Here is a 26,218-nt window from a genome sequence, read left to right on the forward strand (position 1 = left end):
AAAGGCAGAAGAGGTTTGGAATGAGTAAAAAATACATTTTGGCCGTTGACGGCGGTTCTCAGAGTTCAAAAATCGTAATCTTTGATCTGGAAGGAAATATTGTCTGCGAAGAGAAAGAAAACCTCAGGCCGGTGAATCTTCCGTCGCCGGGAGTCGTAGAACATCCCGATGACGATCTGTGGGATTCCATTGCGGTGGCAAGCAAAAAGACGCTGGCAAAATTTAACGGCGACGTTAAGGACATTATGGCGGTCGGGCTTTGCACCATCCGGTTCTGCCGGGCGCTCCTGAAGAAGGACGGTTCCCTGTATTCCCCGGTTATGAGTTGGATGGATCAGCGCGTTTCCCGCGTGCATGAGCAGGTCAGCGACGACATCGCTTATGTTACTACTTCATCCGGTTATATCACTCATCGCTTTACCGGCAATTTTAACGATACAGCCGCAAACTATCAGGGCGTATGGCCGATGGATACAGACACATGGCAGTGGTACGAGGACGACAAGAAGATCGCCGAATACAACCTTACCCGCGATATGCTGTTCCATTTGCAGATGCCCGGGACCATTCTTGGCTATGTGACAAAGGAAGCCTCAGAGGCAACCGGTATTCCGGAAGGACTTCCGGTTGTAGCTACCTCAAACGACAAGGCGGTTGAGGCGCTGGGCGCGGGCTGCACCGGCGAAAAGACGGCGTTGATCTCCCTTGGTACCTACATTGCCGCCATGGCTCAGGGACACGACAACCCAAAGAATACCGTAAATTTCTGGAGCAATTTTGCTTCCGTCCCCAACCAGTATCTATATGAGAGCAACGGCATCCGCCGCGGTATGTGGACGGTCAGCTGGTTCAAAAATGTGCTGGGTGACAGCTACGCAGACAAAGCCAAATCCATGGGGATGTCCGCAGAAGAGCTTCTCAGCAAAGAGGCGGAGAAGGTTCCCGTTGGGAGTGATGGCCTGATGACCGTTCTGGACTTCCTGGCTCCCGCGGATCAGCCGTTCAAAAAGGGCACCATGATCGGCTTTGACGGCCGTCATACCCGCGCACATATGTACCGTTCCATTCTGGAAGGGATTGCTATGACCATGAAGAGCCGTGTGGACGAGATGTGTGAAGAGCTTGATGTGAAGCTGGACAATATCATCATTTCCGGCGGCGGTTCGAACAGCGATCTGTTTATGCAGATTTTCTCCGATGTTTTCGGGATTCCCTCTTCACGCAACGTCGTGAACGGTTCTGCGGCGGTCGGTTCGGCAATTTGTGCGGCGGTTGCGGTAGGGGCTTACAAAACTTTCGACGAAGCTGTCGCTCACATGGTTCACATGCGTGACACTTTCCAGCCGAATCTGCAAAATACCGAGAAATACGCAAGGATGAACGCAGTCTACCGTGACATTACGAAATGCACGGATGATCTTCTGAAGCGTTCCTATGAAATTTTCAGTTAACTCATTTTAATAGACATCGCAGAAATGCTGCAGAGCGACTGCAGTATTTCTGCCCATTTTTCGGTTGAGCGCGGGGGAGCGATATGAAATCGAAACCTTTAATCTTAATAACCAATGACGACGGAATTCATTCCCCGGGTCTGCGCGCGGCGGCAGAAGCGGTTGCCGATTTGGGCGAACTGCTGATCGTTGCTCCGCACTGTCAGCAGACCAGCATGGGACGTGCCTTTCCTCGTACGAATGATCTGGGCATTATAGAAACAACCTTTCTGACGATTAACGGGGTGCCCACCAAAGCCTACGCGGTACACGGATCCCCAGCTTATGCGGTGGCACACGCCGTGCTGGAGCTTGCGGACCGTAAGCCGGATTTGTGTGTCAGCGGCATCAATTACGGGGAAAACCTGGGTACCGTCGTTACCTGCAGCGGAACTTTGGGCGCCGCGTTTGAAGCGAATTCCCATGAAATTCCCGCGATAGCGGCTTCCCTGCAAATCCCGCTGCATCTGCAGAGAAAAACGGATTACAGTCCGGCGGACTGGAACGCCGCGGCGGAAATAACCAGAAGGGCGGCGCAGGCCGTACTCAAAGACGGGATGCCCGACGGCGCAACCGTGCTGAATATCAACGTCCCGGATCAATTACGGGATGTGGATCATTATCATATTACGCGGCAGAGCCATCAAAATTATTTCTGTTTTATCCGGCCGGAAAAACGTGATTTTTCAAAAAAATTTGAACTGAAATCCCAGCTGTCCGTCGATATGGATACTCTGGAGCCGGACAGTGATATTTATGCCGTTTATATAGACAAAGCCATTTCCATTACACCAATGACTTGGAATATGACAGCGGTCTAAAAGAGTCCGGAGAAGAGGACAGGCACACAGCAGGAACGCGGCAATTTTCATTTATAAAGGCTTTGGCCAACAGTTGAGGAATGCAAAACGGAAATGATGATTGAGGCGGCGATAAACCGCCTCTTTTTTTATGCATTCCCGATTTGGTATTTTTTTCCTGAAAGCTCTTTTCCGGAAAATATATTGATGAAAGGTTGAAAAGTAGAATGTTTCATTTCTTTAAACGTTCCGCAACAATTCGGGAAGTTTCTCACAAGTCCATTAAAAAATCCAGTTTGAAGAAAAAGCTCAGCATCATTTTTGCCATTGTGATTGCAGTTCCTTTTGCAGTGATGTCCCTGTTCATACTGCCCAACCAGATTCAGTCACAGTACGTCGAGTCCAGCAGCCAACAGCTGAAACTGGCTGATAAAAACATGAATACCTTCTTTTCGGAGATTCAATACAATCTGGATTATATGGCGCCCGCCAGTCTGATGAAAACTTCGAAGGGGCATTTGACCAGCTATGTGAACAAAGGGGAAACTGACGACAGGGTCATCCGGTCTTCTCAGGCGGGGGGAATGGAGCAGCAAATTTTCCAGTCGTTTGATTCTTTTCGTCAGGCTCACCCCTACGTCACCTATGTTTATTACGGACTGGAAAGCAAGGAGTATATGCAGAGCCCGGAAGGCGGGGCGGTGGTGCCAAACTATGACCCGACCCAGCGGCTGTTTTACACAACCGCAACCGCTGGCAAAGGAAAATATGTATATACAGAGCCGTACGAAAACGATGGGAACATCATTCTCGGACTGGTAAAGGCCGTGTATGAACGCAACAATCTGCTTGGCGTTTCCGGCATTGACGTCAATTTGAATTCCATGACGGAAATGCTCAATCAGGTAAAAATCGGAAAGAGCGGGTATCTGCTCCTAGTCCATCAGAACGGAACCATTATTTCCGATTCCATGGATCAGAAGCATAATCTTAAAAAAATAGACGAGCTGAAAATCAGCGGTATGGAGAATATTGCAAAAATAACCGATGGTGTAAAAAACACCTCTATGGGAGGGCAGAAATTCCTTACCAATGTTTATACCTCTCCCAATACGGGCTGGAAAGTCCTTGCAATGATTCCCCAGAAAGAAATTGACACAGCGACCTTTAGCGTTTCTTCGGCGGTGCTTCTGATTGCTTTTTTGACCCTGCTGATCGGCTTGGCTGCCGTGTGGAAATTTACAGACTCCATTCAGATCCCGCTGAAAAAGCTCAGCCAGCGGTTGGAGCTGCTTTCCCATGGAGACCTTCATTCCGAAGTCCCTTCCGTGAAGACAAAGGATGACGTCGGAATGCTGGCTGATTCCCTGTTTTATACAGTCGATAATATGAAGAATTATATTGCGGAAATTGACACCGCGCTGGGAAGTATTGCGAACGGACGGCTTGATTTCGAACTCAAGCAGGAATTTTTGGGTGATTTCGTTTCCATCAAAGCATCCATTCGCAAAATTACGGATTCTTTGAATGGTACACTGACGGAAATCAGTCAATCGGCCGCACAGGTGAACTCCAGCTCAGCACAGATTGCCAATGGAGCGCAGGCGCTGGCGCAGGGAGCAACGGAGCAGGCCAGCTCCGTGCAGGAACTGGCGGCTACTGTTACCGAGATTTCCAACCATGTGAAGCAAAACGCGGAGCATGCTTCACAGGCCAATAAAAATGTTAGTCTGGTACGCGAAGAGATAGAAGCCAGCAACCGACACATGGAGGAAATGGTATCTGCAATGGCGCAGATCAATGAATCCTCCGGGGAAATCGGAAAAATTATCAAAACTATTCAGGATATTGCCTTCCAGACAAATATTCTTGCTCTGAATGCGGCCGTAGAAGCAGCCAGAGCCGGAGCTGCGGGCAAAGGGTTTGCCGTTGTGGCGGACGAGGTTCGCAATCTGGCAAGCAAAAGTGCTCAGGCGGCGGAAAATACCACCTCTTTGATTGAAAACTCCACCAAGCAGGTAGAAAACGGCACAAAAATTGCGGACGAGACAGCAAAAGCGCTCCATCAGGTGGTAGAAAGCGTGGAATCTGTTTCGAATGCCGTGAATGAAATTACAAAAGCGTCAGGCCGGCAGGCAGAATCCATCAGTCAGGTAACACAGGGCGCCGACCAGATTGCCGCGGTGGTGCAGACCAACTCAGCAACGGCGGAAGAAAATGCCGCCGCAAGCCAGGAGCTTTCCACTCAGGTGCAGGTTATGCGGTCCCTTGTCGGTAGATTTCATCTGAAAAAGCTGAACAGTTGACGTTACTCTGTTTTTCGGATGCGGGAAAACCAGATAAGTTTTTTGCAAAGAAGAAATCTGTGCTAAGAAGCAGCTGCACGGAATACCATTATCAATGTAAGGCGATTTTCTGACAGTACTGAAAGTGTTTTTAAAAAGGAAGCAGGCAGAGTAGTTTACTCTGCCTGCTTTACTGATATTTAAGTGGTTGGATGGGAAAATAGGAAAGATAGGAAACAGACCACGGCTTACGGAATATTGTGATATGAGTCCATTTTTCAGATTGAGGTGATTACATGCAAACGGTTATCATCAGATTCTTTGATAAAAAAGTGGGATACAAAGCCGCGAATTTTCTGAGAAGCCTAGGATATGAGGTAAATTCCATCGGACAAACTTACTGGAACAGCTTTTATCCGTTTGCCTCGTGCATCCTTCTGGAGATCAGCTATGAAAATTAACGCCGGTTAACGAAAGCAGTTGACACCGGGAAAGCCGGCGCTGTCTCCAAGATCGGACTCGATGCGTAGAAGCTGATTGTATTTTGAAACCCGTTCGCTGCGGCTGGGGGCTCCCGTTTTAATTTGTCCGGCGTTGAGAGCGACCGCAAGATCGGCAATGGTAGTATCTTCCGTTTCACCTGAGCGGTGAGAAATGATCGCTGTGTACCCGGCTTTATGAGCCATCTTTACGGCGTCGATCGTCTCCGTCAGGGAACCGATCTGGTTGAGCTTAATCAAAATGGAATTTGCGCAGTGCAGGCTGATTCCTTTTTTCAGCCTTTCCGTATTGGTAACAAAGAGGTCGTCGCCGACCAGCTGCACCGTATCACCAAGCTCTCTCGTCAGCTTTTCCCAACCCTGCCAATCGTCTTCGCTCAGCGGATCTTCAATGGAGCGAATCGGATATTTCTGACTCAGATTCTTCCAGTATGCAATCAGCTGGTCCGCCGTATAGGAGGTACGGTGTTTTGGAAGCAGATAACCGCTGCCGGACTTCCATTCGCTGGAAGCGGCGTCAATAGCCAGGACAAAATCCTTTTGAGGCTGATAGCCGGCTGCTTTAACGGCCTCCAGAATCAGTTCGATTGCCTCCTCGTCACTGTCAAGATTGGGGGCGTAACCGCCCTCATCACCCACCGAAGTAGACAGCCCCCGCTCTTTCAAAATGGAGGCAAGCTGATGAAAGACTTCCGCGCACCAGCGCAGACCTTCATGGAAAGACGGCGCTCCGACCGGCATAATCATGAATTCCTGAATATCCACATTGTTTGCCGCGTGTGCTCCGCCATTTAATATGTTCATCATAGGGACAGGAAGCGTGTCTGCATTTACCCCGCCGATAAACCGGTAAAGTGGAAGATGAAGTGCGTTTGCTCCTGCCCTTGCCGCCGCAAGCGAAACGGCCAGAATGGCGTTCGCCCCCAGTTTGGATTTGTCCTTTGTGCCGTCCAGCTCAATCAGCTTCCGGTCAATCGCCGCGGTGCGGGTGCTGTCCCATCCGACGAGGGCATTGTTAATGACCGTGTTGATGTTATTGACCGCCTTGGATACGCCTTTTCCGCCGAAACGGGAAGAATCTCCGTCACGCAGTTCCAACGCTTCGAACGATCCGGTGGAAGCTCCGCTCGGTACGGAACCCATTCCCACAGTCCCGTCGTTCAGTGTTACTACCGCCTCTACTGTTGGATTGCCTCTGGAATCCAGTATTTCTCTTGCAATAATATTTTTAATACGATAATCAGACATACACATTGCCCTCCTTATGGCATTTTTTGTGAAGGTTAGCAAGAGCTAACTTTTAATATAAAATAACACAATTCACTGAAATTGTCAATTGGTGTCATTTATTTTATTTTGGTTTTTATAAAAAATGAGAGAAAAATTATTTTGGGTATCAGACGTAAAAATGCACTCTGCATCAGGAGTGGAAAATGTTAACATTTGGTATATTTGCTTGATAATTGCCACTTTTTAGGTTATAATCGAACCAGTAATGTTATCAAATGAACAGGATAGACGAAATCGTTTGGCGACGTGTTTATTTTATGGAACGGGAACAAAATTATCCGCTTTTCGGCACGGCTGTCAATCTGTATTGAATAAATACTACATAATTGGAGTGAATGAATTGAAAAACCTGAAGAAGCGAATTGTTACAGGGGCAATTTCGCTTGTTTGTGCAGCGGGGGTTATGGTAACCCTGCCGCCTGCTGTTTCAGTAGCGGCGGCGGCTACCGCACAAACAACGGATTATTTGAACCTGCGCGAAGGCGCGGGTCTGGATAAAAAAGTCATTTTAACGCTGAGCAAAGGGGTTACCGTCACGGTTCTTGACTCGTCCAACGCAACGTGGGCAAAGATTCAGACCTCTGGCGGGAAACAGGGGTATTGCAGCAAGCAGTATCTCAGTATTTCCGGTACTTCCGCCGGAAATACCGGCTCCGCTGCTACGGGAACGACAGCCGTCACTACGGCGTCTTTAAATATGCGGGAGGGCGCCGGTACCTCCAATAAGATTATTGTTACTCTTTCAAAAGGAACTTCCGTTAAGGTAATCGACAGTTCCAATTCCTCTTGGCTGAAGGTTCAGACGGCGGACGGAAAACAAGGTTACTGCAGTAAAGAATTTTTAAGTGTGACTTCTTCGTCGGGTTCGGGTAATACCTCCAATACCGGTTCTACAAATACCGGTTCCACGACGACGGTTTCTGCTCTTACAACGGATTATTTGAATCTGCGCGAGGGTGCGGGTTCCAATTACAAAGTGATTTTGACCATCAGCAAGGGCACAACGGTGAAGGTACTGGACAACTCCAACGCCCAGTGGGCAAAGGTTCAGACCAGCAGCGGCAAGCAAGGATACTGCAGCAAGCAGTATCTGAACATCAGCACTTCCGGCGGTACGACGACCAATAATCCGCCTGCAACCGGTACGGGAACAACGACCGGGACGGCGGTGACGACCTCTTCACTGAATATGAGAAGCGGTGCGGGTACCACTTACGGGATTGTCGCTACGCTGGCCAAAGGGGTCACCGTTACCGTAACGGATAATTCCAATTCTGTCTGGACGAAGATCAAAACGTCGGACGGAAAAGAAGGCTATTGCAGCAAACAGTATTTGAATATCAGTATGTCCGGCGGTACGACGACCAATAATCCGCCCGCCACCGGTACGGGAACAACGACCGGTACGGCGGTGACGACCGCCTCCCTGAATGTACGCAGCGGTGCGGGCACCAATTACAGTGTGATTGTTACGCTCGCAAAGGGCGTTACCTTGACGGTAACGGACAATTCCAATGCGTCTTGGGCAAAAATCAAGACCTCCGACGGGAAAGAAGGTTATTGCAGCAAGGAATTCCTGAATATTACGCTCGGGCAGGATAACACGGGTTCCAATAACGGAACGGAACCCAACACAGACCCCGGAACGGGAACCGGTTCCGATGATAATGCCGATACAGGCGACACGGGCTCTGATTCCCACACCATTACGGGTGCAAGCGTAACGGCGGATATGCTGCGGCTGAGGGAATCGCCGGATACAAGCGGCAAAATCCTTGCAAACCTGCCGAAAGGGACAAGCCTGACGGTGCTGGACACTTCCAATTCGGCCTGGACAAAGGTACAGACCGCAAGCGGAGTAGCGGGCTACGTCAGTTCGGAATATATCCAGATTCATTACTCCGACGATACAACAAACACGACTGCGCTTTCGCTCTCCACCACTTCCCAGAGTATCCCGGTGGGGAAGACGCTGTATATTCAGGCGAATATTTCCCCGAGCGGAACCTATATTAACTGGACAAGCAGCAATCCGAATGTTGCTACGGTATCCAATGGATATGTCTATGCCGTTTCCAACGGCACCGCGCTGATTACGGCCAAGTCGGGAACCTACACGGCGACTTGCAATGTGACCGTAACCAACGCCGAACCGGTGAAAACCGCTTTTGCCTCTCCGAATATTGCAAGTACGGGCGCGACGGTCACGCTGACCGCGGTAACCGATACGACACGCGATGGCGTGCAGTTTGTCATTACCATGCCGGACGGCAGCCAAAAGGCACTGAACGCCGATTCCTTTGTTGAAGAGTCCAAGCAGAATACATATACAAAAAAATGGACTGCCACAACAACATTCAGCACAGCCGGTACTTACTCCTTCACCGCTTATTCGTCGCTGAACGGAAGCATGAGCTCCACGGGCTACACGACTAACGCGTATGTTTCCAATCAGCAGGATTTTATCACCTCATCAAGTGAAGAACGCAGAGCCAGCGACCAAATGATTTCTCTGATTGCGAAATGGGAGGGGTACAGCTCAACGGTGTACGCCGACCAGCTTACGTCCAATCAGGTACCTACCATCGGTTACGGCTGCACCTTCGGGGCTAACGCAGTCTTCTACAACAATATGACGGAAACGGAAGCCTGGTCGCTTCTGGTCAATAAGATCAATAATTCTTCCTATACATCCGAACTGAACAAGATGATTCAGAACAATCATTTCCTGATGAATCAGAATCAGGCGGACTGCTTAATCAGCTTTGCCTATAATGTCGGCGCGGGCTATTTCAACAGTACTGCGGAAATGGATTTCAGAAGGATTATGAAAAATGCGGTGGTTCCGCCGGCGCTTTTCTCCGGTGAAACGCTTGCCGCAACCGTCACAAAGGACACCATCGTCAGGGATCAGCCCAGCATCGGCGGCGGAGAGGTCTGCAGCGTAATCTCAGGCACTTCGCTCCTCGTTACGGAGTGCAACTTTGCAAATACAAAAGACGGCTGGTACAGAGTGCAGCTTTCAGACGGCAGCACCGGCTGGGTCAATTCCGGTTACATCAATCTATCAAACTCCGATTCCCTGACCCATGACCTCAATTACACCAACGCCTCCGCGTTCGGATCGGACCTCATCCGCTGGAATCAGGCGGGCGGAAAATTCTACACCGGACTGTTCTACAGACGGCTTGGCGAAGCGAATGTTTACAATTACGGCGACTATGAAGCAGTGAAGTTCAACCGGTACAATTACACCTATCCCAACGCGGCGGCCGGACTGAGCTGAGAAGCGGGGAATCGATTCCCCCAGTCAAGCCTTGCCTGCCAGCCCCCTCACAGAGGGGGCTTTTCTTTGCTTTTTGGTAGCCTGCTATCAGACATTGCTTTGCCCTCAGGCCGGGCAGGCCCCTACTTTCGATCTTGTCCGAAAGTAGGCAAAGGACGCGCAGGGGGATTTTGAATTCCCGGCGGGGAAAGCTCCATAAAATCCCCCTGCACTCCCAAGTATCCCCAAAACACCTTTATGCGATTCGATATCGTTGTGTTTTTCATTGACGGGGGTAACGGAAAGAGAATTAACGCAAAAAAGCGCCCGCGGACAATGTCCGTGGGCGCTTTGTAAATGAAGTAATATGCTGGAAAAAATTACTGTAAGAGTTTCAGAACGTTCTGTGGCTGTGTATTTGCCTGAGCAAGCATGGACTGAGCGGCCTGAGCAAGAACGTTGTTCTTGGTCATTTCCATCATTTCCTTAGCCATGTCAACGTCACGGATACGGCTTTCAGCGGAAGTTAAGTTCTCGCTTGTTACGCCGAGGTTAGTAACGGTGTGCTCAAGTCTGTTCTGCAGTGCGCCAAGGTCGGCTCTTGTGCCGGAAACCTGATTGATAGCATCAGAAATCGTCTCGATAGCAGCTTTTGCATCATCCTGTGTGGCCACAGAGATAGTTGTAAGCCCAAGACCTTCAGTACTCATATTGCCAACGCTGAGCTTAACCTGCTGGTCGGAAGCTGCACTTGCACCAATCTGCAGAGCGAGTTCAGAACCGCCGATTCCGCCGGTGCCGCCAGTTAAGGTAATTCCACCAGCTGCGCCCAGACCTGTTACGACATTTGCCGCCGACTGAGAACCGTCAAAATCAACGGTAACGCCTTTCACGCCATTTTCCTTTAAGAGAGCGTTAATATCGGAAGCAGTGTAATCCTTAGAGGTGGAGAGTGTCAATGTCGGAGTAGCTCCACCCGTAAAGCTCGGGTTTGCGCCGCTTGCAAACGTCAGCTTCGTAATTCCCAATGAGCCCGCACTGACATCAACGGAGAAGCCATTTCCAAAAGCACCACTAACAGTAGCTTTTGTTGGGCCCTGTACGATAATGTCGCTGATTGCGGCATCCACAGTGTCTGCGGTACCCTCTGCGGTAGCTTCAATGTATTTGTCGGTGGAAGTAAATGCTATTTCAGCATCCTTCGGGCCGCCTGCCTTAGCAATCATGTCATTTAAATCAGCAGCGGTATATCTGACCGTTCCAACGGTACCACCATTGTCGTTTTGTGTCAGTGTAAAGGTAAGTGTTTTTGTATTAGCGTCCCAAGTTGCACCATCGGTAGAATTCTTTGCATCAGTTGTTGTAGCGTCTGCAAATACAAATTTTACGGTGGAACCCTTTTCAAGACCGGTTACATCAATTGTGCCGTTTGCTGCACCTGCGGTATTTGCTTCTAAATTAGTACCAGCAACATTTGTGCCGGTAGCGCTGGCTTTGACATCCAAAGAGCCATCCAACAGGTTGATCTTGTTAAAGTTAGTGGAAGTAGCGATTCTGTCGATTTCGCTCTTCAGAGAGTCAACTTCCTTCTGGATGTTCTCACGGTCAACGTCGTTCTGGTAAGTACCGTTAGAGGACTGGGTTGCCAGCTCTTTCATTCTCTGCAGAATGGAAGCGGTCTCGTTCAGAGCGCCTTCAGCGGTCTGTACAAGAGAGATACCGTCGTTGGCGTTGTTGGTAGCCTGGTCAAGTCCGCGGATCTGGCCGCGCATTTTCTCGGAAATGGCAAGACCGGCAGCGTCGTCACCGGCACGGTTGATTTTGTAGCCAGAAGACAGTTTTTCAAGGTTCTTGCTAACGGAATTGTTGTTATTGGCCAACATTCTGTTCGCGTTTAACGCGGCAATATTGTGTTGAATACGCATAATTTTTTCCTCCTGAATTTTGTTTTAGTACGCGCGGCAAAATGCCGGTCGCGCCTTTTTGAAAGAACGTCCTTGTTCTTTGCTGTGCAGTGGATTCTGCCTTGACGGGCCCTGTCTCAGCAGAAAGAAAATATGCTGTTATAAGTTTTTGCTTACAACTGATATTTCGGTATAAAATGGAAAAAGTTTAGCATTTTTCGCCCTTTTTCGAAAAAAATTATATTTATTTTTTAGGAATATACCAAACTCTACTTTAAAAGTTTTTTCAGCTGGTCAAGAGCCTGTTTTTGGGGTGCCACACTGGCTTCTTCGTTCATGGCGCGGGTTTCCCAAAGCTCTTTGCGGATAATCGGAATTTCCTTTGGTGCGTTGATGCAGATTTTGGCGCGGTCGCCGCTGATTTCTGATATAATAATTTCAATATTGTCCCCGATAATAATGGATTCGGAGACCTTTCGGCTGATTACAAGCACAGAAGATTCCTCCTATCTATTGTCACGGAATAGTTTGTAGCGAATCGGATATTCCGTATTGTCCAGAATGATCTGCTTTGCTTTTTTGGTGTTTACATCGATGACGATCGGCGCTTTCAGGTTTATAACGGATTCGTTCAGATTCGGTTTGATGACCGCCACGACCAGAACACAGAGGTTTTCCGCATCCGCTTCACCGAAATAGGCAAGTTCCGACTCCGGGAAAACGGGGTGATAATCATTGACAATGGGGTAGGGATCCACTACTACAAAGGATGGAACGTCGCAATGGGCTGCCTGCAGGTTCCAAATAATTCCACTCTCATCCTCATGGTACAGAAGATATTCCCGTATGTCTTCAAAACCTAAAATTCCCTCTTCAAAATGAATGATATTCTGAACGCCTGTTTCCGTATTCTGCAATTCTGAGTGATTCGTATCCATAATTAACCTCCCTGTACTGTCAGTTATCTGTTAGCAAAAACAGCCTCCCAAAGGGGGCTGTTCCAATTTTTAATTATGCGGTCACGTCCATCTCCGGCGGTTGATAGTCCGGGCTTGCCGACGGCGGAACGTACTGGGGCTTTCCCAGATATTTGAATTCCACATGCGCGTATTCCTTCACCAAAAATTCAACCTTGGCGGGGGTGAATTTTAGCTTTGGCTTGTTCTTCGTCAGCCAGTCGTAATTTTTCCTGTCCGTTTCATACTGCGTGGAAAACTGCTGCGGATCCCAGTTTATGTCGGCAGGGCTGGACGGAATTCCAATGGTGCTTTGTATGGTGGGCTGAATATGCTGAAAAGCAAGAGCGCCCAGCGAACCGGTATCGTTTTGTGCATTCATAAGCGATTTTCCTTTTTTTGCAAGATCTGCGGTGCCGCTCATTGCGGCAAGTACCCGCTCTTCGTACGCACTTAGTTCCGTGTGATTTTTCATAGCGGTAGATCTTACTTTGTTTCTGAATTCATGTGTGTCAAAATACAGCTTTGATGTGTAAGGGGTTAAGTCGGTAAAATCCACAATTCCCTGCTGGGAAATACCGTCGTTAGCTATTTCCAACTTGGCATTGTGAATTTTTACTTCAAAGGAAATGGGAACATTAACAATATCTAAAAGCTGTTCCATTGTAACTCACCTCGATTACTGCTCGTTTGACTATTTCATGAAATCAAGGAATGTCGGCTGAAGAATCTGAGCGCCCACTTTCAAAGCCGCACTGTAAGCGTACTGCTGGTAGATTTGATCCATAACGGCATCCTCAAAATCTACATATTCAGTCTTGTCAATTTTATCCATTACCTTATCGCCCATGGATTCAAGATTGGTAAGGGTGGTTGTAAGGAAATTGGATTTTGTACCGCTCTCCGTTATTTTGGAAAGCAGAGCGTCTCCCTGTTTGCTGAGATTGTCCAGATACGGTTTGATTTCATCCATAGAAAAGGTAGAGCCGTCTTTGCCCTCCAGTTTATCCGCAATCTGGCCCAGAAGTGTGTAAAGGTTATTGGAAACACCGTTTTCGGTGCCATCCACCGTACCATAGCCCAGAAAAGAGATCCCGGGAATGGCGGAATTGAAAACACTCTGGCTGTTAATGTCAGTGCTGCCGTTTTCCGTGCTGAGACCAAGACCGATATTGACATAAGACTGTTCATTAGCAAGCTGCTTTAAACCCTCCGCCCCAATGGTATCCGTTGCCGTAGCGGTCTGAACGCTTGTGTCCACAGGGCAGTTCAAGTCGCCGGAGATCGCGGCTTTTGACAGATCAAAGGTAACGGTGGAATCATTCGAAGCCGTTAAACTCGGAGCGGTCTTCAGCGCCGTCAGTATGTCGCTGTTTTTCGCCCCGGTTGGCAGATTAACAGTCAGCGTTTTCGAAGAGGTGTCTGCAGAAACAGAGGGCGTAGCGCCATCTGCTGTATTTACCTGAATCTTATAGCCGTTGAACTGTGCGTCCCCCAGCGTGATCTGAGCGCCGTTATAGCTCAGTGTGGAGCCGGCCTCAATTTTTCCGGTGTTGACGTCGATTCCCCGGTACAGCAGATTGCCGTCTGCGCCAACGGTAAAGGGCGGTTCGCTGGTGGCGGATCCGCTAAAGACATATTTGTCGCCGAACTGCGTGTTTGCCGGGGAAAGAATGGTTTGCTGAAGCGCGCGGAGTTTGGTGGCAATGGTCGTCCGGTCGGAAGCCGACATGGTCCCGTTAATTGCCTGAATACAGTCGCCGGAAGACGCTTCCTTTATAACATTATGGATGGAAGTCATCGCGCTCTGTGCGGTCAACAGCTGGTCGGAAGTGTCTGAAAGCTCACTCTGGTAACTGTCGTTCTTAAGATATTCCCGCCTGAGAAGAAAGGCTTTGGAAGCGGAAAACGGGTCTTCCGACGCCTTGTTGAATTTCCGCAGTGTCGTCTCCCGAAGGCTTGCCTCATTCAGCGCGTTGAGGGAATTATTCAGATTGTTATTATATTGCTTCATAACCATGCCCATGGTAATTCTCATAGGTGCTGTCCTCCTTTTAGAGCGTGCGGCTTATCTGCCGACGATGCCCATTTTATTGATGATGGTATCCAGCGCTTCGTCCAGCGTGGTCATAAACCGGGAAGAGGCGGTTAGTGCCTGATTGTACATAATCAGGTTGATTCCCTCTTCGTTGACGTCTACCGCAGAGATGGACGTTCTCTGCGTATCGATTTCATTCAGCGTGGAATTATAGGTGCTGTCCTGCCTGGTGATATCCTTTACCTGAAGGGCAAGGACAGAAACAGAAACATCTGAGACAAAGGATTCTATCGAAGTGGTAAACAACGTTGTACCGCCCACATTGTCATCATTCGTTGTATATGTTTTATCTTTGGCAAGCTGGGTTACCATATACAGGACATTGTCCCCCAGCTTGGAAGTGTCCACACCAGTCGATGTCTGCTTTGTAGCGGTTATGTAGGAACTGGTGGCTGAATTCCACGCGTCCGCAATGCTGATGTTTCCGGCGGTGATTCCGGTTGTTTCGCCGTCTGCAGTGGTGAACAGGGGTTTGTTGTCACCGCCTGCGTTTGTGCTGTTGATGGTATTCATTGTGTTTGCAAAATCATTTGCCAGCTTGTCCAGAACGGTTTCATAATAACCGATGCCGCGTTCCGCTGTGGCGGAATCGAATTCCCCTTTTTCATTGAGCATGGAAAGATATCCGCCGAACATTCCCTCCGTCAGATCCGCGTTTGTCAGGGTAACCGGGTTGCCGTCAATATCCGTGACGGCGTGTCCGTCAGCGTCCATTGCCTGTACGGCATTTCCGTCCCCGTCGTTCAGAGCCATAGTGACATAACCGGTATCTTCGTCCGCTGTCATGCTGAACTGGCTGTACTGATTGTTCGATACAAGGCTGAATTTTTGATCGCCGGATACAAGGTCGATTTGCAGCTCTGAAACCGAACGCCCGGAACCGACATCCACACTTTTGGAAGAAACTTCGATGTTTGCGTATTGGGAAAGCTCATCGATCATGGTGTTGCGCTGATCGGTCAGTTCCAGTGCGGAGGTGCCTGAAATCTCGGAGCTTTTAATTTCCTCATTGAGATGTGCAATATTTTTCAGAAGATTGTTTGCTTTTGTAATGGCATCGTTCTGAAGAGACTTGGTCTGCTGACTGCGTATCTTTGACAACTGCTGAGAAGCGTTGTTAAAGGCCTTTGTCAAAAGCAGAGACGAGTTCTTGACTATATTCTCAAGATTGAAATCGGAAGGGGAAGAAGCCAGAGAATTCAGCTGTGTTACCAAATCTGAAAACTGGGCGCTGAGCCCGTCTTTGGTCGATTCATCAAAAATATCTTCAATATCGCTGAGGGTATCCAGCTGTGTGCCGGTCTTCCCGGTTTTGGCGTGTTCCGAACGGTACCGTATATCCAGATAGGGGTCTCTGATCTGGCTGACGCCACTGCAGTTTACTCCCCCGCCGATCTCCAGATCAGCGGATGCGTAACGCATGCCGCTGCCGACCGGAGCAATCGAGTAGGAATCCACCCGCTGTCTTGTATAACCCGTGGTGTTAACGTTCGTCATGTTCTGACCGGTTACCTGCAGGTTGGCCCGGGCAGCCTGAATACCGCTTTTGGCAACATAAAACCCGGAAAATGTTGACGACATGTGAGTGCCTCCTTAAACCTTTTTAGATAAAATACTTGGGGGAACCGCTCCCTCTCCCAGCTTGGATGCATACACCTTCTGAAGCTCCGGATGATTGGTCAGTCTGTTCAAATCCGTTTGAATTCTGTGCAGCTTCAATTCCGTCAGATTGTTGCAGCGCAGATTGATTTCCTTCAGATTCAGCATCACCTGGGACAGCTCGTCGAAAATTTCTTTTGCCTTCGGCCGGAGGGAAGGTTCGAACAGGTCGATCAGCTGCCGGAAAGTAGCTTTCGGATTGCCGGTTTGCGAAACCAGTTTTTCTCTTTCCGCTTCCAGACCTCTGGATTTTAGCATAAAGGCTTCTTCTGTCTTAACGTGAGCGTCTATTGTTTCTACTTTGCTGTTTGACAGATCGTCATATTTTTCAGTCTCAATCTGAAGAAAGTTTTTATAAAAATCAAGGTATTCGCTGAGAAATTGCAGAAGCTTTTCAGCGAGCTTTCTGTCAATCATTCAATCATCCCCCGTCCTTTGTTCAATCGTTGCTTTCCTTCAGCAGGGCCTTGGCAATTTCCACAGGATTGACGGCGTATTTTTTCACGCTCAGCTGCTGCTTAATCCTGTCGATGTATTCCTGGTCTTTATCCTGATTGATTTCATTCAGAATTTTCTCTTTGGTATCTGAAATTACCTGGCTGTTATTTGAAACACGCGATGCGTCATGTGAAATTTCAATTTTATCCACTTTGGAGGCACTCAGTGCCTTATTCAGGCCATCAGAAAATACGGGCCCGGCTGCAGTGCAGTCGAAATCGGCTTTGCTCAGCGGTTTGGCAGAATATTGGCCGGATATATAACCAAACTTCTGGTCAGCATTATTTATAATCATCATACTCACCTCAGATCAAATTATCGGCATTTCTTTTCAAATATTTAGCTGCAATTAATCCAATTTGTAAATAACTTAACTATATGTTTGCTTTATATAATAATAAAATTTGACAGTACCTCCGAAATATTTCGAATTAAGCGATTTTCAGTTGACTTTTGTCATAATTTTCATATATAATTAGGTAAAATATATGATATTAAAACAATTATATTGTTTGTATGGATGGTCACAAATTTTTAATCGTAAATTTGTTTTGCACATTTTTCCGTTAATTTTGTGACTAATATTCTTTTTGAAAGAAGGGAAGCCTTTTGGATTGGTTCAACAGCGTGTCGGCAACCTTATTAAACAAGGATCTGGATGGCCTGTGGATGAGGCAGCGTGAGATATCCGACAATATATCCAACATTGAAACTCCGGGGTACAAAAGCAGATCTGTCAGCTTTGAAGATCAGCTGAAACAGCTGATGTCGGTTGACAATACTGACAGTACCGCTCTGATTGAACAGATCAGGGATGCCGCTCCGCAAATCACTGTTTCCAACGACGAGTCAATGCGGCTGGATGGAAATAATGTGGATGCGGAAAAAGAGAATATAGAACTTGCAAGGACACAGATCAACTACAATTATTCTCTTCGTGAGCTTTCAGATTATTTTTCACGTCTGAGATATGCGATTACGGATGGTAAAGCTTAAGTCGGATTCAGTGAATTAAATATTGGGAGGAATTGATATGGCATTTCTGAATTCGCTGGATATCAGCGGTTCTGCTTTAACTGCGAGCAGGCTTCGCATGGATGTTATTTCCGAAAATATTGCAAACGCTTCTACGACAAAAACGGAAAACGGGGGACCCTACCGCAGAAAGATAGTCCAATACGAACCAATCGAGCAAAATTCGTTTAGCCGGATTCTAGCCGGCAAAATGAATGAGGGTGAATCGGATCAAACACAAAAGGGCGTTAAAGTCTCAGCAATTGTTGACGACCCCACTGATTTTACCCCGGTTTATGACCCGACCAATCCTGATGCCAACGAAGAGGGCTATGTGATGATGCCGAATGTGGATCCGATTAAGGAAACACTTGACATGATGTCCGTTACCAGAGCTTACGACGCAAATCTGACCGCTTTTAATGCAGTAAAAGGGATGGCGGTCAAGGCTTTGGAATTGGGGAGGTAACGTAAATTGATGATTACACCGATTGAGAAAATAAATTCAATTGCCGGTCTGGACGGTGCGGGCAAAGTATCTTCTTCCGGAACATCTGCGGGCGTTCCTTTTCAGGATCTTTTTCAGGACGCCGTACAAAACGTAAAAACGACCAATGCTGACCTGAATCAGGAACTGTATAAACTGACTACCGGTCAGACCGATGATTTACATAATGTTGCCATTGCTTCCACAAAGGCAACCCTTTCCGTGCAGATGCTGGTTCAACTTCGCAACAAGGCTCTGGACGCATACAATGAAATTATGAGAATAAGCGTATGACGCAAAGCATTTGGGAAAGGTTGACTGCGGATTAAACAATGAACATACAGATTAAAAAATATATTGACCCCATTGTTGCATTCTGGGGCAATTTAACCAAGAAGAAAAAAATAATCGTGCTGATCGTTGCAGGTGCTATTATCCTGATTTCCGTCATTGCGGGAATCCTGCTGAATATGCAGCCGTATGTAGTGCTTTATCCGGGCATGGAACAGGAAGAAGCCGTTCAGGTCATGAACGAACTTCGGGACCGGAACATCAGTTATAAAGAGGACAACGGTACCGTTTATGTTCCTAAGGATAAAGAAAATGCGCTGAGAATGGAACTGGCCAATGAGGGGTACCCGAAAACGGCGCCAAACTATGACTTCTTTACCAACAATGTTGACATTATGTCAACTGACTTTGAAAAGAAGACGATCGAGAAATACCAGCTGAATCAACGATTGGAATCAGTCATTAAAACGCTGGATAGCATTAAGAATGCGAATGTTACCATCAGTATACCGGAAAGCAGCGGTTATGCGTGGGATGAAAATGCAGAGGCGACCACCGCTTCCGTAACAGTTACTCTGGCAACGGGCAAAACACTGGAAGCTTCTCAGGTAAACGGCATTAAACAGCTGGTTGCAAAAAGCGTACCAAATTTAAAGACGGATGACGTTGCGGTAATCGATACAGCAACCGGCAACGAATTAAATGGTTCGGACGAAGGCAGTCAGGTCAACATCTCACAGTTTAAACTTCAGATAGAGAAGGAATTTGAAAACGATATTGAAAAAAACGTTCTGAAAGTTTTAACGCCGGTTTTCGGTCAAAATAACGTGAAAGTAACTGCAAAAAGCGTTATGGATGTTGACAAAAAGGTACAGGAGATTGTCACTTATAATCCATCTCAGGATAATAAGGGCGTAATTAATGAATCCAATGTACAAAAGGAACAGGAATCGAACGGTCAGAAAACGGGCGGATCGACAGGCACCGAATCCAATACGGAGACCACCACTTATCCGGGTGTGACCGTGAACGGTGATACGATTTATACCAAAGACAGCGAAAGTTATAAATATCTGGTTAGTCAGGTAAAACAGCAAATCCAAGGGGATGCCGCAAGCGTCAAGGATATGACCATTTCTATTGCCGTTAACAAGGAAACCATGGGTGACGCCCAGAAGCAGGACATTGCAAAACTTGCAGCCTATGCCGCCGCAATCCAACCCGATAAGGTGGCTGTGTATAACAGTGTTTTCCCGAATGGCGGGGATCAGCCGACCAGCGGCCCCGTGTCCACCATGCCTCCGCTCAATCAGATTTTAATTCTTGGAGGAGCGGCGCTGCTTACTCTGCTGATTGTTATCGTCATCATTGTGGTCGTGGCACGCAGGCGTAAGAAAAAGAGAATGCTGGAACTTGCGCAGTTGGAAGGGGAAGAGAATCCGGAGGAAAGCTCTGAGCTGAAGGATCGGCTGGATAATACAGACCAACCGAAGAATAACGCAGCAGAGATTGCACTGCAGGCGATTGAAGACGCTCGGGCTGAAAAGGCGTCCAAGGAACAGGCATTAACCAAAGAAATTCAGGACTTCTCCTCACAGAATCCTGAAATCGCTGCCCAGCTGATCCGATCATGGCTGAGAGGGGACGAAGGGAATGGCTAATCAACAGATGAATGGACAGCAGAAAGCCGCCGCTGTTATCATCTCCCTGGGTGCAGAAAATGCTTCCAAAGTCTATAAATATCTTAAAGAAGACGAAGTGGAACAGCTGACCTATGAGATTGCAAGAATGTCCCATATGTCTTCTGAGCAGATTGAAGATATCCTTGAGAATTTTTATCAGGTTTGTCTGACACAGAAGGTCATTACCGAAGGCGGCATGGAGTACGCAAAAAACGTTCTTGAAAAGGCATACGGCGCTCAGACAGCGACCTCCCTTCTGGAACGCGTTACCAAGTCGCTGAGGACCAAAGCGTTTGAATTTATCCGTAAAACAGATTATAAAAATCTGATGGCAATGATTCAGAACGAGCATCCTCAGACCATCGCTTTGATTCTTTCCTATGCCAGAGCCGATCAGGCGGCGATGATTATTGCGGATCTGTCGAAAGACAAACGGCTGGATGTCGTTGAACGGATTGCGACCATGGATCGAACTTCCCCTGAAATTATAAGGATTGTTGAAAATAATCTTGAGAAGAAATTCTCCTCGCTGATGTCTCTGGACTTCATGGAATTTGGCGGTGTCAATTATATCGCTGATATTATGAACAATATGGATCGTGCCAATGAAAAATATATATTTGATGAATTGGCGCGCAAAGATGCGCAGCTCTGTGAAGAAATCAAGAAAAGAATGTTCGTCTTTGAAGACATTACCGTTCTGGATGATATGTCCATTCAGCGTTTTCTGCGCGAAGTGGATTCCAAAGATTTGGTGTTCGCTCTCAAGGGAGCCAATCAGGAAGTTTCCGACGTTATCTTCAAGAATATGTCCAACCGTACGACAGAAACCATCAAGTCCGATCTGGAATTTACGCACAACGTCAGACTCAGAGATGTCGAAGAAGCGCAGCAGCGTATTGTTGGTGTCATCAGGCGTCTTGAAAGCGAAGGCGAGTTAGTCATCAGCAAGGGCGGAAAGGATGAGGTTATTGCCTAACGTTATCAAAGCTTCCCAGTATGTCGCTGTGAAAAACGGAAGTGTCTTTCCCGCAAACAACGGAGGGATTCCGCAAACGCCCGATTCATCTCTGCAGGAGGATCAACACAGACAGATCGTAAATGAGGCCTTTCAGAAGGCTCAGCAAATTATAGAAGCGGCACAGACTTTCAGTATGAACAAGGTACGGGAATCCACACAGCAAATGAATCAGGAAGCCGCACAGGTTCTGGTGCAAAGCCGTGAGGAAGGCTACGGCAGGGGCTTTGCGGATGGGAAACGGGAAGGAAAAGAGCTCGGCTACCAAGAAGGCTATGAGGAAGGCCGTCAATCCGGACTGCAGAAAGCCGAAGAGGAAAATCAGGCTGTCGCGGCAGAACTTTCCCAGATGCTGAACACAGTAGAGACTATGAAAGCCGAGATCCTGAGAAAATATGAAGCGGATATCAAAAAACTGGCCGTTTCCATTGCGGAAAAAGTGATCCGCCGGGAACTGAGCATGAATGAAAAGGCGATGCAGTCCATTATTACGAATGCTGTGGATGCGTACCGCAATCAGGAATGGGTAAGAATTTTCGTTTCTCCCAATACCAAAGCACTCCTTCAAAACGTGGACAAAACCATTGTGCAGGCGCTCAGCGATGTCTCTGACAGTATCAAAATTGAGGTTTCCCCCGATATGAATGACGGAGACTGCATTATTGAAATGCCCGACCGGAAGATTGATGCCGGAATGAATACGCAGATGAACAATATTAAACAGGCACTTCAAATATAAACGCCGGGATCAATCCTAAAAAATGGAGCGTGAAATGTTGGATTTTCAGGACGCCTACGATGTTTTGCAGAAATTGAATCCGCTTACCTATATGGGCAAGGTCAAAAATATTGTCGGGATGATGATAGAAACCACCGGCTTGAAAGCAAATGTAGGTGACATCTGTATCATTAACAATTCCAATGATGATAAAACGGTCATGGCCGAAGTGATCGGGTTTAAAAACAGCAACATTCTCCTGATGGCATACGGCGATATCAAGGGCATCGGTCCGGGCAGCCTGGTTCGTTCCACCGGGAACAAGCTCCGCGTACCCGTCGGGGATTTTCTGATCGGCAGAACCATTGACGCGGCCGGCAGACCGATTGATGGTCTGGGCGAATTTGATATTCATCAGTATTACGATGTGGATTCCACTTACACCAACCCTCTGGAAAGGCCCAGGATCAGCACACAGCTTACTTTTGGCATCAAAACGATCGACGGGATGCTGACGATTGGCAAGGGACAGAGAATGGGAATTTTCGCCGGGAGCGGCGTCGGTAAGAGTACTTTGATGGGCATGATTGCGAAAAATGTCAAAGCAGATGTTAATGTGATTGCTCTTGTCGGAGAAAGGGGAAGGGAAGTAACCGAATTCATTGAGAAGGATTTGGGAAAAGAAGGTCTCGCCCGTTCCGTTCTGGTGGTTGCCACTTCAGACCAGCCGGCCATGTACCGCGTAAAATGCGCAACCGTAGCCACCGCAATCGCGGAGTATTTCAAAGACCAGGGCAAGGATGTTTTATTGATGATGGATTCCCTTACCCGCTTTGCAATGGCGCAAAGAGAAATCGGTTTGGCGGCCGGAGAACCTCCGATTGCCCGGGGCTATACGCCTTCTATCTACGCCGAGCTTCCCAAGCTTCTGGAGCGAAGCGGAAACTTTAAAGAAGGCTCCATTACCGGAATCTATACGGTTCTGGTGGAAGGGGACGATACTAATGAACCGATTTCCGATACAGTCCGGGGTATCATCGACGGACACATCGTTCTTACCCGCTCTCTTGCCCACAAGAACCATTATCCCGCCATTGACGTAAACGCAAGCGTGTCCAGACTGATGAATGATATCGTGACCGAGGAACACAAACAGGCCGCCGCGAAAATCCGAAATCTTCTTTCCGTGTACTATCAGAATTACGACCTGATTTCCATCGGCGCTTATAAACCGGGAATGAACCCGAAGCTGGACGAAGCGGTTAAAAAAATCGATACGATCAATGCTTTTTTGTGCCAGAGAACCGACGAAAGCTTTTCGTTTGAAGAAACCCTGAATAGAATGAAAGAGTTGTAAAATATGAAAAAGTTTACGTTTTCTCTTGAAAAAGTACTTAGTTTTAAACAGCAGACGCTTGATGTCAAGAAGAATGAGCTTGCTTTGCTTCAGATGAAGCTGATTGAATTTGAAAAAGAAATTGATGCACTGAACAATCAGTTCGCCGCGACCAACCGAAAAATGGTTGAGGAGTTGCAAAAAGGGCTGAATGCCGGGGATATCCTTATTTATAAAACGTATTTCAATACTTTGAATCAGAAAATTCTGCGGTTAATCGATCAGAGAAAACAGCTTTTGGATATGATTGTCCTGAAAAAAGCCGACATCGTAGCCGTCAACAGTGAGATTTCCGGGCTGGAAAAGCTGCGGGACAAGCAGTTGACGGAGTACTTAAAGCAGATACAGAAAAGCCAAGAACTCGCAATGGATGAATATGTCGGGCAGGCGCGCGGCACCGCATTTTAACTGCTTATAAATATTTTATTTATAAAATACCCTGATAAGGAGGTGAAAGAATGATACAGCAAATCACACGTTCCTCAGCACCGCAAAATTCCAAAACAGCCAGCGCAAAGAATCCCGCGAACGCCTTTGATACGTTTCTGCAGACGGTTACCCTTGGAAAGAGCGCAAAGAGCCTGAACCAAACAGGTTTAGCCCCGTTAAGTAAAGGAAAAGAGAATGACAAGCAGGACTTAACGGAAAGCACTCCGTTTTTCGGCTTGGTTGACGTTTCTCTTTTGAGCCAGTTACTGGCAGGGCAGAGTCCGTCCGCTGCAGCTGAGCTTTTGCAGGCGCAGACGGCGGTTTCGACGGCAAATCTGCTTGCGGGTGTTCCCTTAGTTCAACAGCCTGCGGTCGATTCCGCAATTCTACCTCAAATACAGCAGCAGGCAGAAACTTCAAATCCTCTTTTGACTGCGAACAATCTTTCTCAAACGGCAGCGGCTTCCCCTGTACCCGGTAACGCGTTTTTACAGCCTGCGGCAGATGCGGCCGCCTCGTCCGTGAGTGCAGACGGTACACAGAAAGTTTTAGCCGAACAAGCAGCACCAATCACTCCCGCCACCGCCACGGCAGTTGGCCAGCCCTCGGAACCGGTACCTTTGGCAGCAAACAGCTATTCAAGTGTTTATCCTCCCGCGCAGGTTCCAAATACGGGGGAAGCACCGGTTACTGCTCAGACTTCTGTACAGACCAAAGAACCAGATATTCCGCAGACAGCCCCGCCTGTACTGACCATTGCGGATACGGACAAGATTCCCTCTGCCTCCGTACTGCAGATTCAGCCGGAGGATGCCACGCTGTCCGACGAGAAAAGTACCGTGAATATGGATGCGGCTGCCCAAAGTCAGGATACGGCACAATTTTCCGACCTGTATCGGACGGGAAACGTCGTTATCAAGATCTCCGATACGCCGTCAGATACGCCAAAAACCACCTTTAAGCAGGTTGCGGATCAGATACTGGTAAACTATAAGGCAGGCAAACCGGAGTTTCAGATGGATCTTTACCCGAAGGATTTAGGAAAAGTATCCGTTAAGCTGGCAATGCAAAGCGGTGTACTGACGGTTTCTATTCAGGCATCGAACCCCAAGACTCAGAGCATGCTGATGGAAAACAGCTCCGATATCCGCTCTCTTCTGCAAACAACCGTTAACCAGCCGATCCAGGTTTCGGAACCGGCGCAGGAAAAAGCCTGGTACCAGCAGAATCAGCAGAACCAGCAAAATCAGGCACAGCAACAGGAAGAGCAGCAGCACAATCAGCAGCTTCACCGGGTCGGCTTACAGGACAGCGATACCAGCACCGACGATTTTCTTACCGTTATGCAGCAGCTAAAGCAACACGCTTATAGGATGTAAAAAATTGTTGGAAAGAAGGGCTGTCATTGGTTATCAATCAAATTAATTCTTACGCACTTGCTTCTACAGGCGATACGCAAACCTCAAAGACAAACTCGGCTTCTGACCAGTCTTCAGACGCAAAAGTCAGTACGGGATCTTCTCTGGGCATGGTTGATTTCATGCAGTTGCTTGCCGCGCAGTTTACGAATCAGGACCCGATGAACCCTGTGGATAATACGGAGTACATTGCACAGTTGGCACAGTTTTCTTCTCTGCAGGCAATGCAGGATCTAACTCAGCTTAGTATGACGCAGTACGGCGCGTCCCTTGTAGGCAAGAAAGTAGTGGTCGCAAGCTACGACAGCAACGGAAAATATTCGGAAGTTACTGGCGTGATTGACAGTATCAATTTTGCGTCCTCGCCGTATACAGTTATAATTAACGGCAAGGGATATAATCTAGCGTCGGTTATGGAAGTCGCGAATCCCAGTGCTGTAACGCCTCCGGATACTCCCGCAGAACCCGAAGTTCCGGGAACAGGCGGAGAATCCACCTGAAGCCCTTTCGTTAGGCAAAACAAGTTAGGAGCACAGTCATGGATGACATTCAATTTAAAAAGAACTATTCCTCATTTATCAATCCGAATTACACGGTTAACCCTGTCAGCACGAATACACCAAAAACAAGCGCGACTGATCCGGGCAGCAGTGAATTCGGGCAGCTATTCCGCAAAACTGTGGAACAGCAGCAGCTTACTTTTTCCAAGCACGCTTTGCAGCGCATGGATTCCAGAAATATTTCGGTTTCCCCGCAGCTCGTTTCACAGATCAACGGTGCCGTTGAAAAGGCGAAATCCAAAGGAATTAAAGATGCCTTGATCTTAAACGGGCAGACTGCATTTATTGTGAATGTTCCCAGCAGTACGGTGGTAACCACCATGAGCGGCAGGGAAATGACCGAAAACGTATTTACAAATATTGACGGAGCCGTAATTATATAACTGGACCTCTTGAGGAAGTTATTGAGCTTTGACTGACAGAGAAGCTCATGCGGTTTCAACAGAAAGAGAGAGATCAA

25 protein-coding genes are annotated in these 26,218 nt (G+C 47.7%); 16 read left to right on the top strand and 9 right to left on the bottom strand.

The window, feature by feature from the left end:
* Window positions 1-20 precede the first annotated feature (20 nt).
* The 4 genes from J5W02_RS10980 to J5W02_RS10995 all read left to right on the top strand — a co-directional run bounded on the left by J5W02_RS10980 (window position 21) and on the right by J5W02_RS10995 (window position 5,036).
* On the top strand, window positions 21-1,451 hold the full coding sequence (locus J5W02_RS10980) for an FGGY-family carbohydrate kinase (protein ID WP_219965736.1): 1,431 nt from the start codon (window positions 21-23) through the stop codon (window positions 1,449-1,451).
* Window positions 1,452-1,534: 83 nt separating this feature from the next.
* Window positions 1,535-2,311 carry a 5'/3'-nucleotidase SurE gene (gene surE / locus J5W02_RS10985; RefSeq protein ID WP_219965737.1) on the top strand — a complete coding sequence of 259 codons (777 nt, stop codon included), beginning with the start codon at window positions 1,535-1,537 and terminating at the stop codon, window positions 2,309-2,311.
* A 275-nt stretch (window positions 2,312-2,586) separates the two neighbouring features.
* Window positions 2,587-4,596, top strand: a complete 2,010-nt coding sequence (locus J5W02_RS10990; protein ID WP_219965738.1) for a methyl-accepting chemotaxis protein — start codon at window positions 2,587-2,589, stop codon at window positions 4,594-4,596.
* Window positions 4,597-4,871: 275 nt separating this feature from the next.
* Window positions 4,872-5,036: a hypothetical protein gene (locus J5W02_RS10995; protein ID WP_219965739.1), complete on the top strand. Its 165-nt coding sequence runs from the start codon at window positions 4,872-4,874 to the stop codon at window positions 5,034-5,036.
* A 6-nt stretch (window positions 5,037-5,042) separates the two neighbouring features.
* Here J5W02_RS10995 and eno read toward each other — a convergent pair whose 3' ends face one another.
* On the bottom strand, window positions 5,043-6,323 hold the full coding sequence (gene eno / locus J5W02_RS11000) for a phosphopyruvate hydratase (RefSeq protein ID WP_219965740.1): 1,281 nt from the start codon (window positions 6,321-6,323) through the stop codon (window positions 5,043-5,045).
* A gap of 382 nt (window positions 6,324-6,705) precedes the next feature.
* Here eno and J5W02_RS11005 point away from each other — a divergent pair, with 382 nt between their 5' ends.
* Window positions 6,706-9,651, top strand: a complete 2,946-nt coding sequence (locus J5W02_RS11005; protein ID WP_219965741.1) for an SH3 domain-containing protein — start codon at window positions 6,706-6,708, stop codon at window positions 9,649-9,651.
* A gap of 359 nt (window positions 9,652-10,010) precedes the next feature.
* On the opposite strand, the gene J5W02_RS11010 is transcribed toward J5W02_RS11005, so the two are convergent.
* The 8 genes from J5W02_RS11010 to J5W02_RS11045 all read right to left on the bottom strand — a co-directional run bounded on the left by J5W02_RS11010 (window position 10,011) and on the right by J5W02_RS11045 (window position 17,043).
* Entirely contained in the window at window positions 10,011-11,555 is a 1,545-nt protein-coding gene (locus J5W02_RS11010; protein ID WP_219965742.1) for a flagellin N-terminal helical domain-containing protein, read from the bottom strand.
* Between the two features lie 248 nt (window positions 11,556-11,803).
* Window positions 11,804-12,028, bottom strand: coding sequence for a carbon storage regulator (locus J5W02_RS11015; RefSeq protein ID WP_219965743.1), 225 nt, complete (start codon window positions 12,026-12,028; stop codon window positions 11,804-11,806).
* Between the two features lie 12 nt (window positions 12,029-12,040).
* A complete protein-coding gene (fliW, locus tag J5W02_RS11020; RefSeq protein WP_219965744.1) occupies window positions 12,041-12,472 on the bottom strand; it encodes a flagellar assembly protein FliW in 432 nt (143 codons plus the stop codon).
* Window positions 12,473-12,545: 73 nt separating this feature from the next.
* On the bottom strand, window positions 12,546-13,154 hold the full coding sequence (locus tag J5W02_RS11025) for a DUF6470 family protein (protein WP_219965745.1): 609 nt from the start codon (window positions 13,152-13,154) through the stop codon (window positions 12,546-12,548).
* A gap of 30 nt (window positions 13,155-13,184) precedes the next feature.
* Window positions 13,185-14,528 (bottom strand): flagellar hook-associated protein FlgL, encoded by a 1,344-nt coding sequence (flgL, locus tag J5W02_RS11030; protein ID WP_219965746.1) that lies wholly within the window; start codon window positions 14,526-14,528, stop codon window positions 13,185-13,187.
* Between the two features lie 30 nt (window positions 14,529-14,558).
* Window positions 14,559-16,169: a flagellar hook-associated protein FlgK gene (gene flgK, locus J5W02_RS11035; protein ID WP_219965747.1), complete on the bottom strand. Its 1,611-nt coding sequence runs from the start codon at window positions 16,167-16,169 to the stop codon at window positions 14,559-14,561.
* Window positions 16,170-16,181: 12 nt separating this feature from the next.
* Window positions 16,182-16,664 carry a flagellar protein FlgN gene (locus tag J5W02_RS11040; protein WP_219965748.1) on the bottom strand — a complete coding sequence of 161 codons (483 nt, stop codon included), beginning with the start codon at window positions 16,662-16,664 and terminating at the stop codon, window positions 16,182-16,184.
* Window positions 16,665-16,686: 22 nt separating this feature from the next.
* On the bottom strand, window positions 16,687-17,043 hold the full coding sequence (locus J5W02_RS11045; protein ID WP_219965749.1) for a flagellar biosynthesis anti-sigma factor FlgM: 357 nt from the start codon (window positions 17,041-17,043) through the stop codon (window positions 16,687-16,689).
* 311 nt (window positions 17,044-17,354) lie between these two features.
* On the opposite strand from J5W02_RS11045, the gene flgB reads away from it, so the two are divergent.
* From flgB to J5W02_RS11100, 11 genes are read left to right on the top strand one after another with little or no spacing between them, the layout of a single operon-like run.
* Window positions 17,355-17,741 (top strand): flagellar basal body rod protein FlgB, encoded by a 387-nt coding sequence (flgB, locus tag J5W02_RS11050; protein ID WP_219965750.1) that lies wholly within the window; start codon window positions 17,355-17,357, stop codon window positions 17,739-17,741.
* Window positions 17,742-17,778: 37 nt separating this feature from the next.
* Complete coding sequence (gene flgC / locus J5W02_RS11055) at window positions 17,779-18,228, top strand: flagellar basal body rod protein FlgC (protein WP_219965751.1); 450 nt, start codon at window positions 17,779-17,781, stop codon at window positions 18,226-18,228.
* Window positions 18,229-18,237: 9 nt separating this feature from the next.
* Window positions 18,238-18,540, top strand: coding sequence for a flagellar hook-basal body complex protein FliE (gene fliE, locus J5W02_RS11060; protein WP_219965909.1), 303 nt, complete (start codon window positions 18,238-18,240; stop codon window positions 18,538-18,540).
* Between the two features lie 38 nt (window positions 18,541-18,578).
* Complete coding sequence (fliF, locus tag J5W02_RS11065) at window positions 18,579-20,198, top strand: flagellar basal-body MS-ring/collar protein FliF (protein ID WP_219965752.1); 1,620 nt, start codon at window positions 18,579-18,581, stop codon at window positions 20,196-20,198.
* Window positions 20,191-21,198: a flagellar motor switch protein FliG gene (gene fliG, locus J5W02_RS11070; protein ID WP_219965753.1), complete on the top strand. Its 1,008-nt coding sequence runs from the start codon at window positions 20,191-20,193 to the stop codon at window positions 21,196-21,198. Before fliF ends, fliG begins: the two co-directional genes overlap by 8 nt.
* Window positions 21,191-21,976: a FliH/SctL family protein gene (locus J5W02_RS11075; RefSeq protein WP_219965754.1), complete on the top strand. Its 786-nt coding sequence runs from the start codon at window positions 21,191-21,193 to the stop codon at window positions 21,974-21,976. The genes fliG and J5W02_RS11075 overlap by 8 nt, the downstream gene beginning before the upstream one ends.
* A gap of 34 nt (window positions 21,977-22,010) precedes the next feature.
* Window positions 22,011-23,312 carry a flagellar protein export ATPase FliI gene (gene fliI / locus J5W02_RS11080; protein WP_255575704.1) on the top strand — a complete coding sequence of 434 codons (1,302 nt, stop codon included), beginning with the start codon at window positions 22,011-22,013 and terminating at the stop codon, window positions 23,310-23,312.
* Window positions 23,313-23,315: 3 nt separating this feature from the next.
* Window positions 23,316-23,759, top strand: coding sequence for a flagellar export protein FliJ (locus J5W02_RS11085; RefSeq protein ID WP_219965756.1), 444 nt, complete (start codon window positions 23,316-23,318; stop codon window positions 23,757-23,759).
* Window positions 23,760-23,809: 50 nt separating this feature from the next.
* The gene (locus J5W02_RS11090; protein WP_219965757.1) at window positions 23,810-25,159 is read left to right on the top strand and encodes a flagellar hook-length control protein FliK; all 1,350 of its coding nucleotides are present in this window, start codon (window positions 23,810-23,812) and stop codon (window positions 25,157-25,159) included.
* A 26-nt stretch (window positions 25,160-25,185) separates the two neighbouring features.
* A complete protein-coding gene (locus tag J5W02_RS11095) occupies window positions 25,186-25,698 on the top strand; it encodes a flagellar hook assembly protein FlgD (protein ID WP_219965758.1) in 513 nt (170 codons plus the stop codon).
* 38 nt (window positions 25,699-25,736) lie between these two features.
* A complete protein-coding gene (locus tag J5W02_RS11100) occupies window positions 25,737-26,141 on the top strand; it encodes a TIGR02530 family flagellar biosynthesis protein (protein ID WP_219965759.1) in 405 nt (134 codons plus the stop codon).
* Window positions 26,142-26,218 lie beyond the last annotated feature (77 nt).

The sequence above is a fragment of the Caproiciproducens faecalis genome, from assembly GCF_019448085.1.
Taxonomy (GTDB): domain Bacteria; phylum Bacillota; class Clostridia; order Oscillospirales; family Acutalibacteraceae; genus Caproiciproducens; species Caproiciproducens faecalis.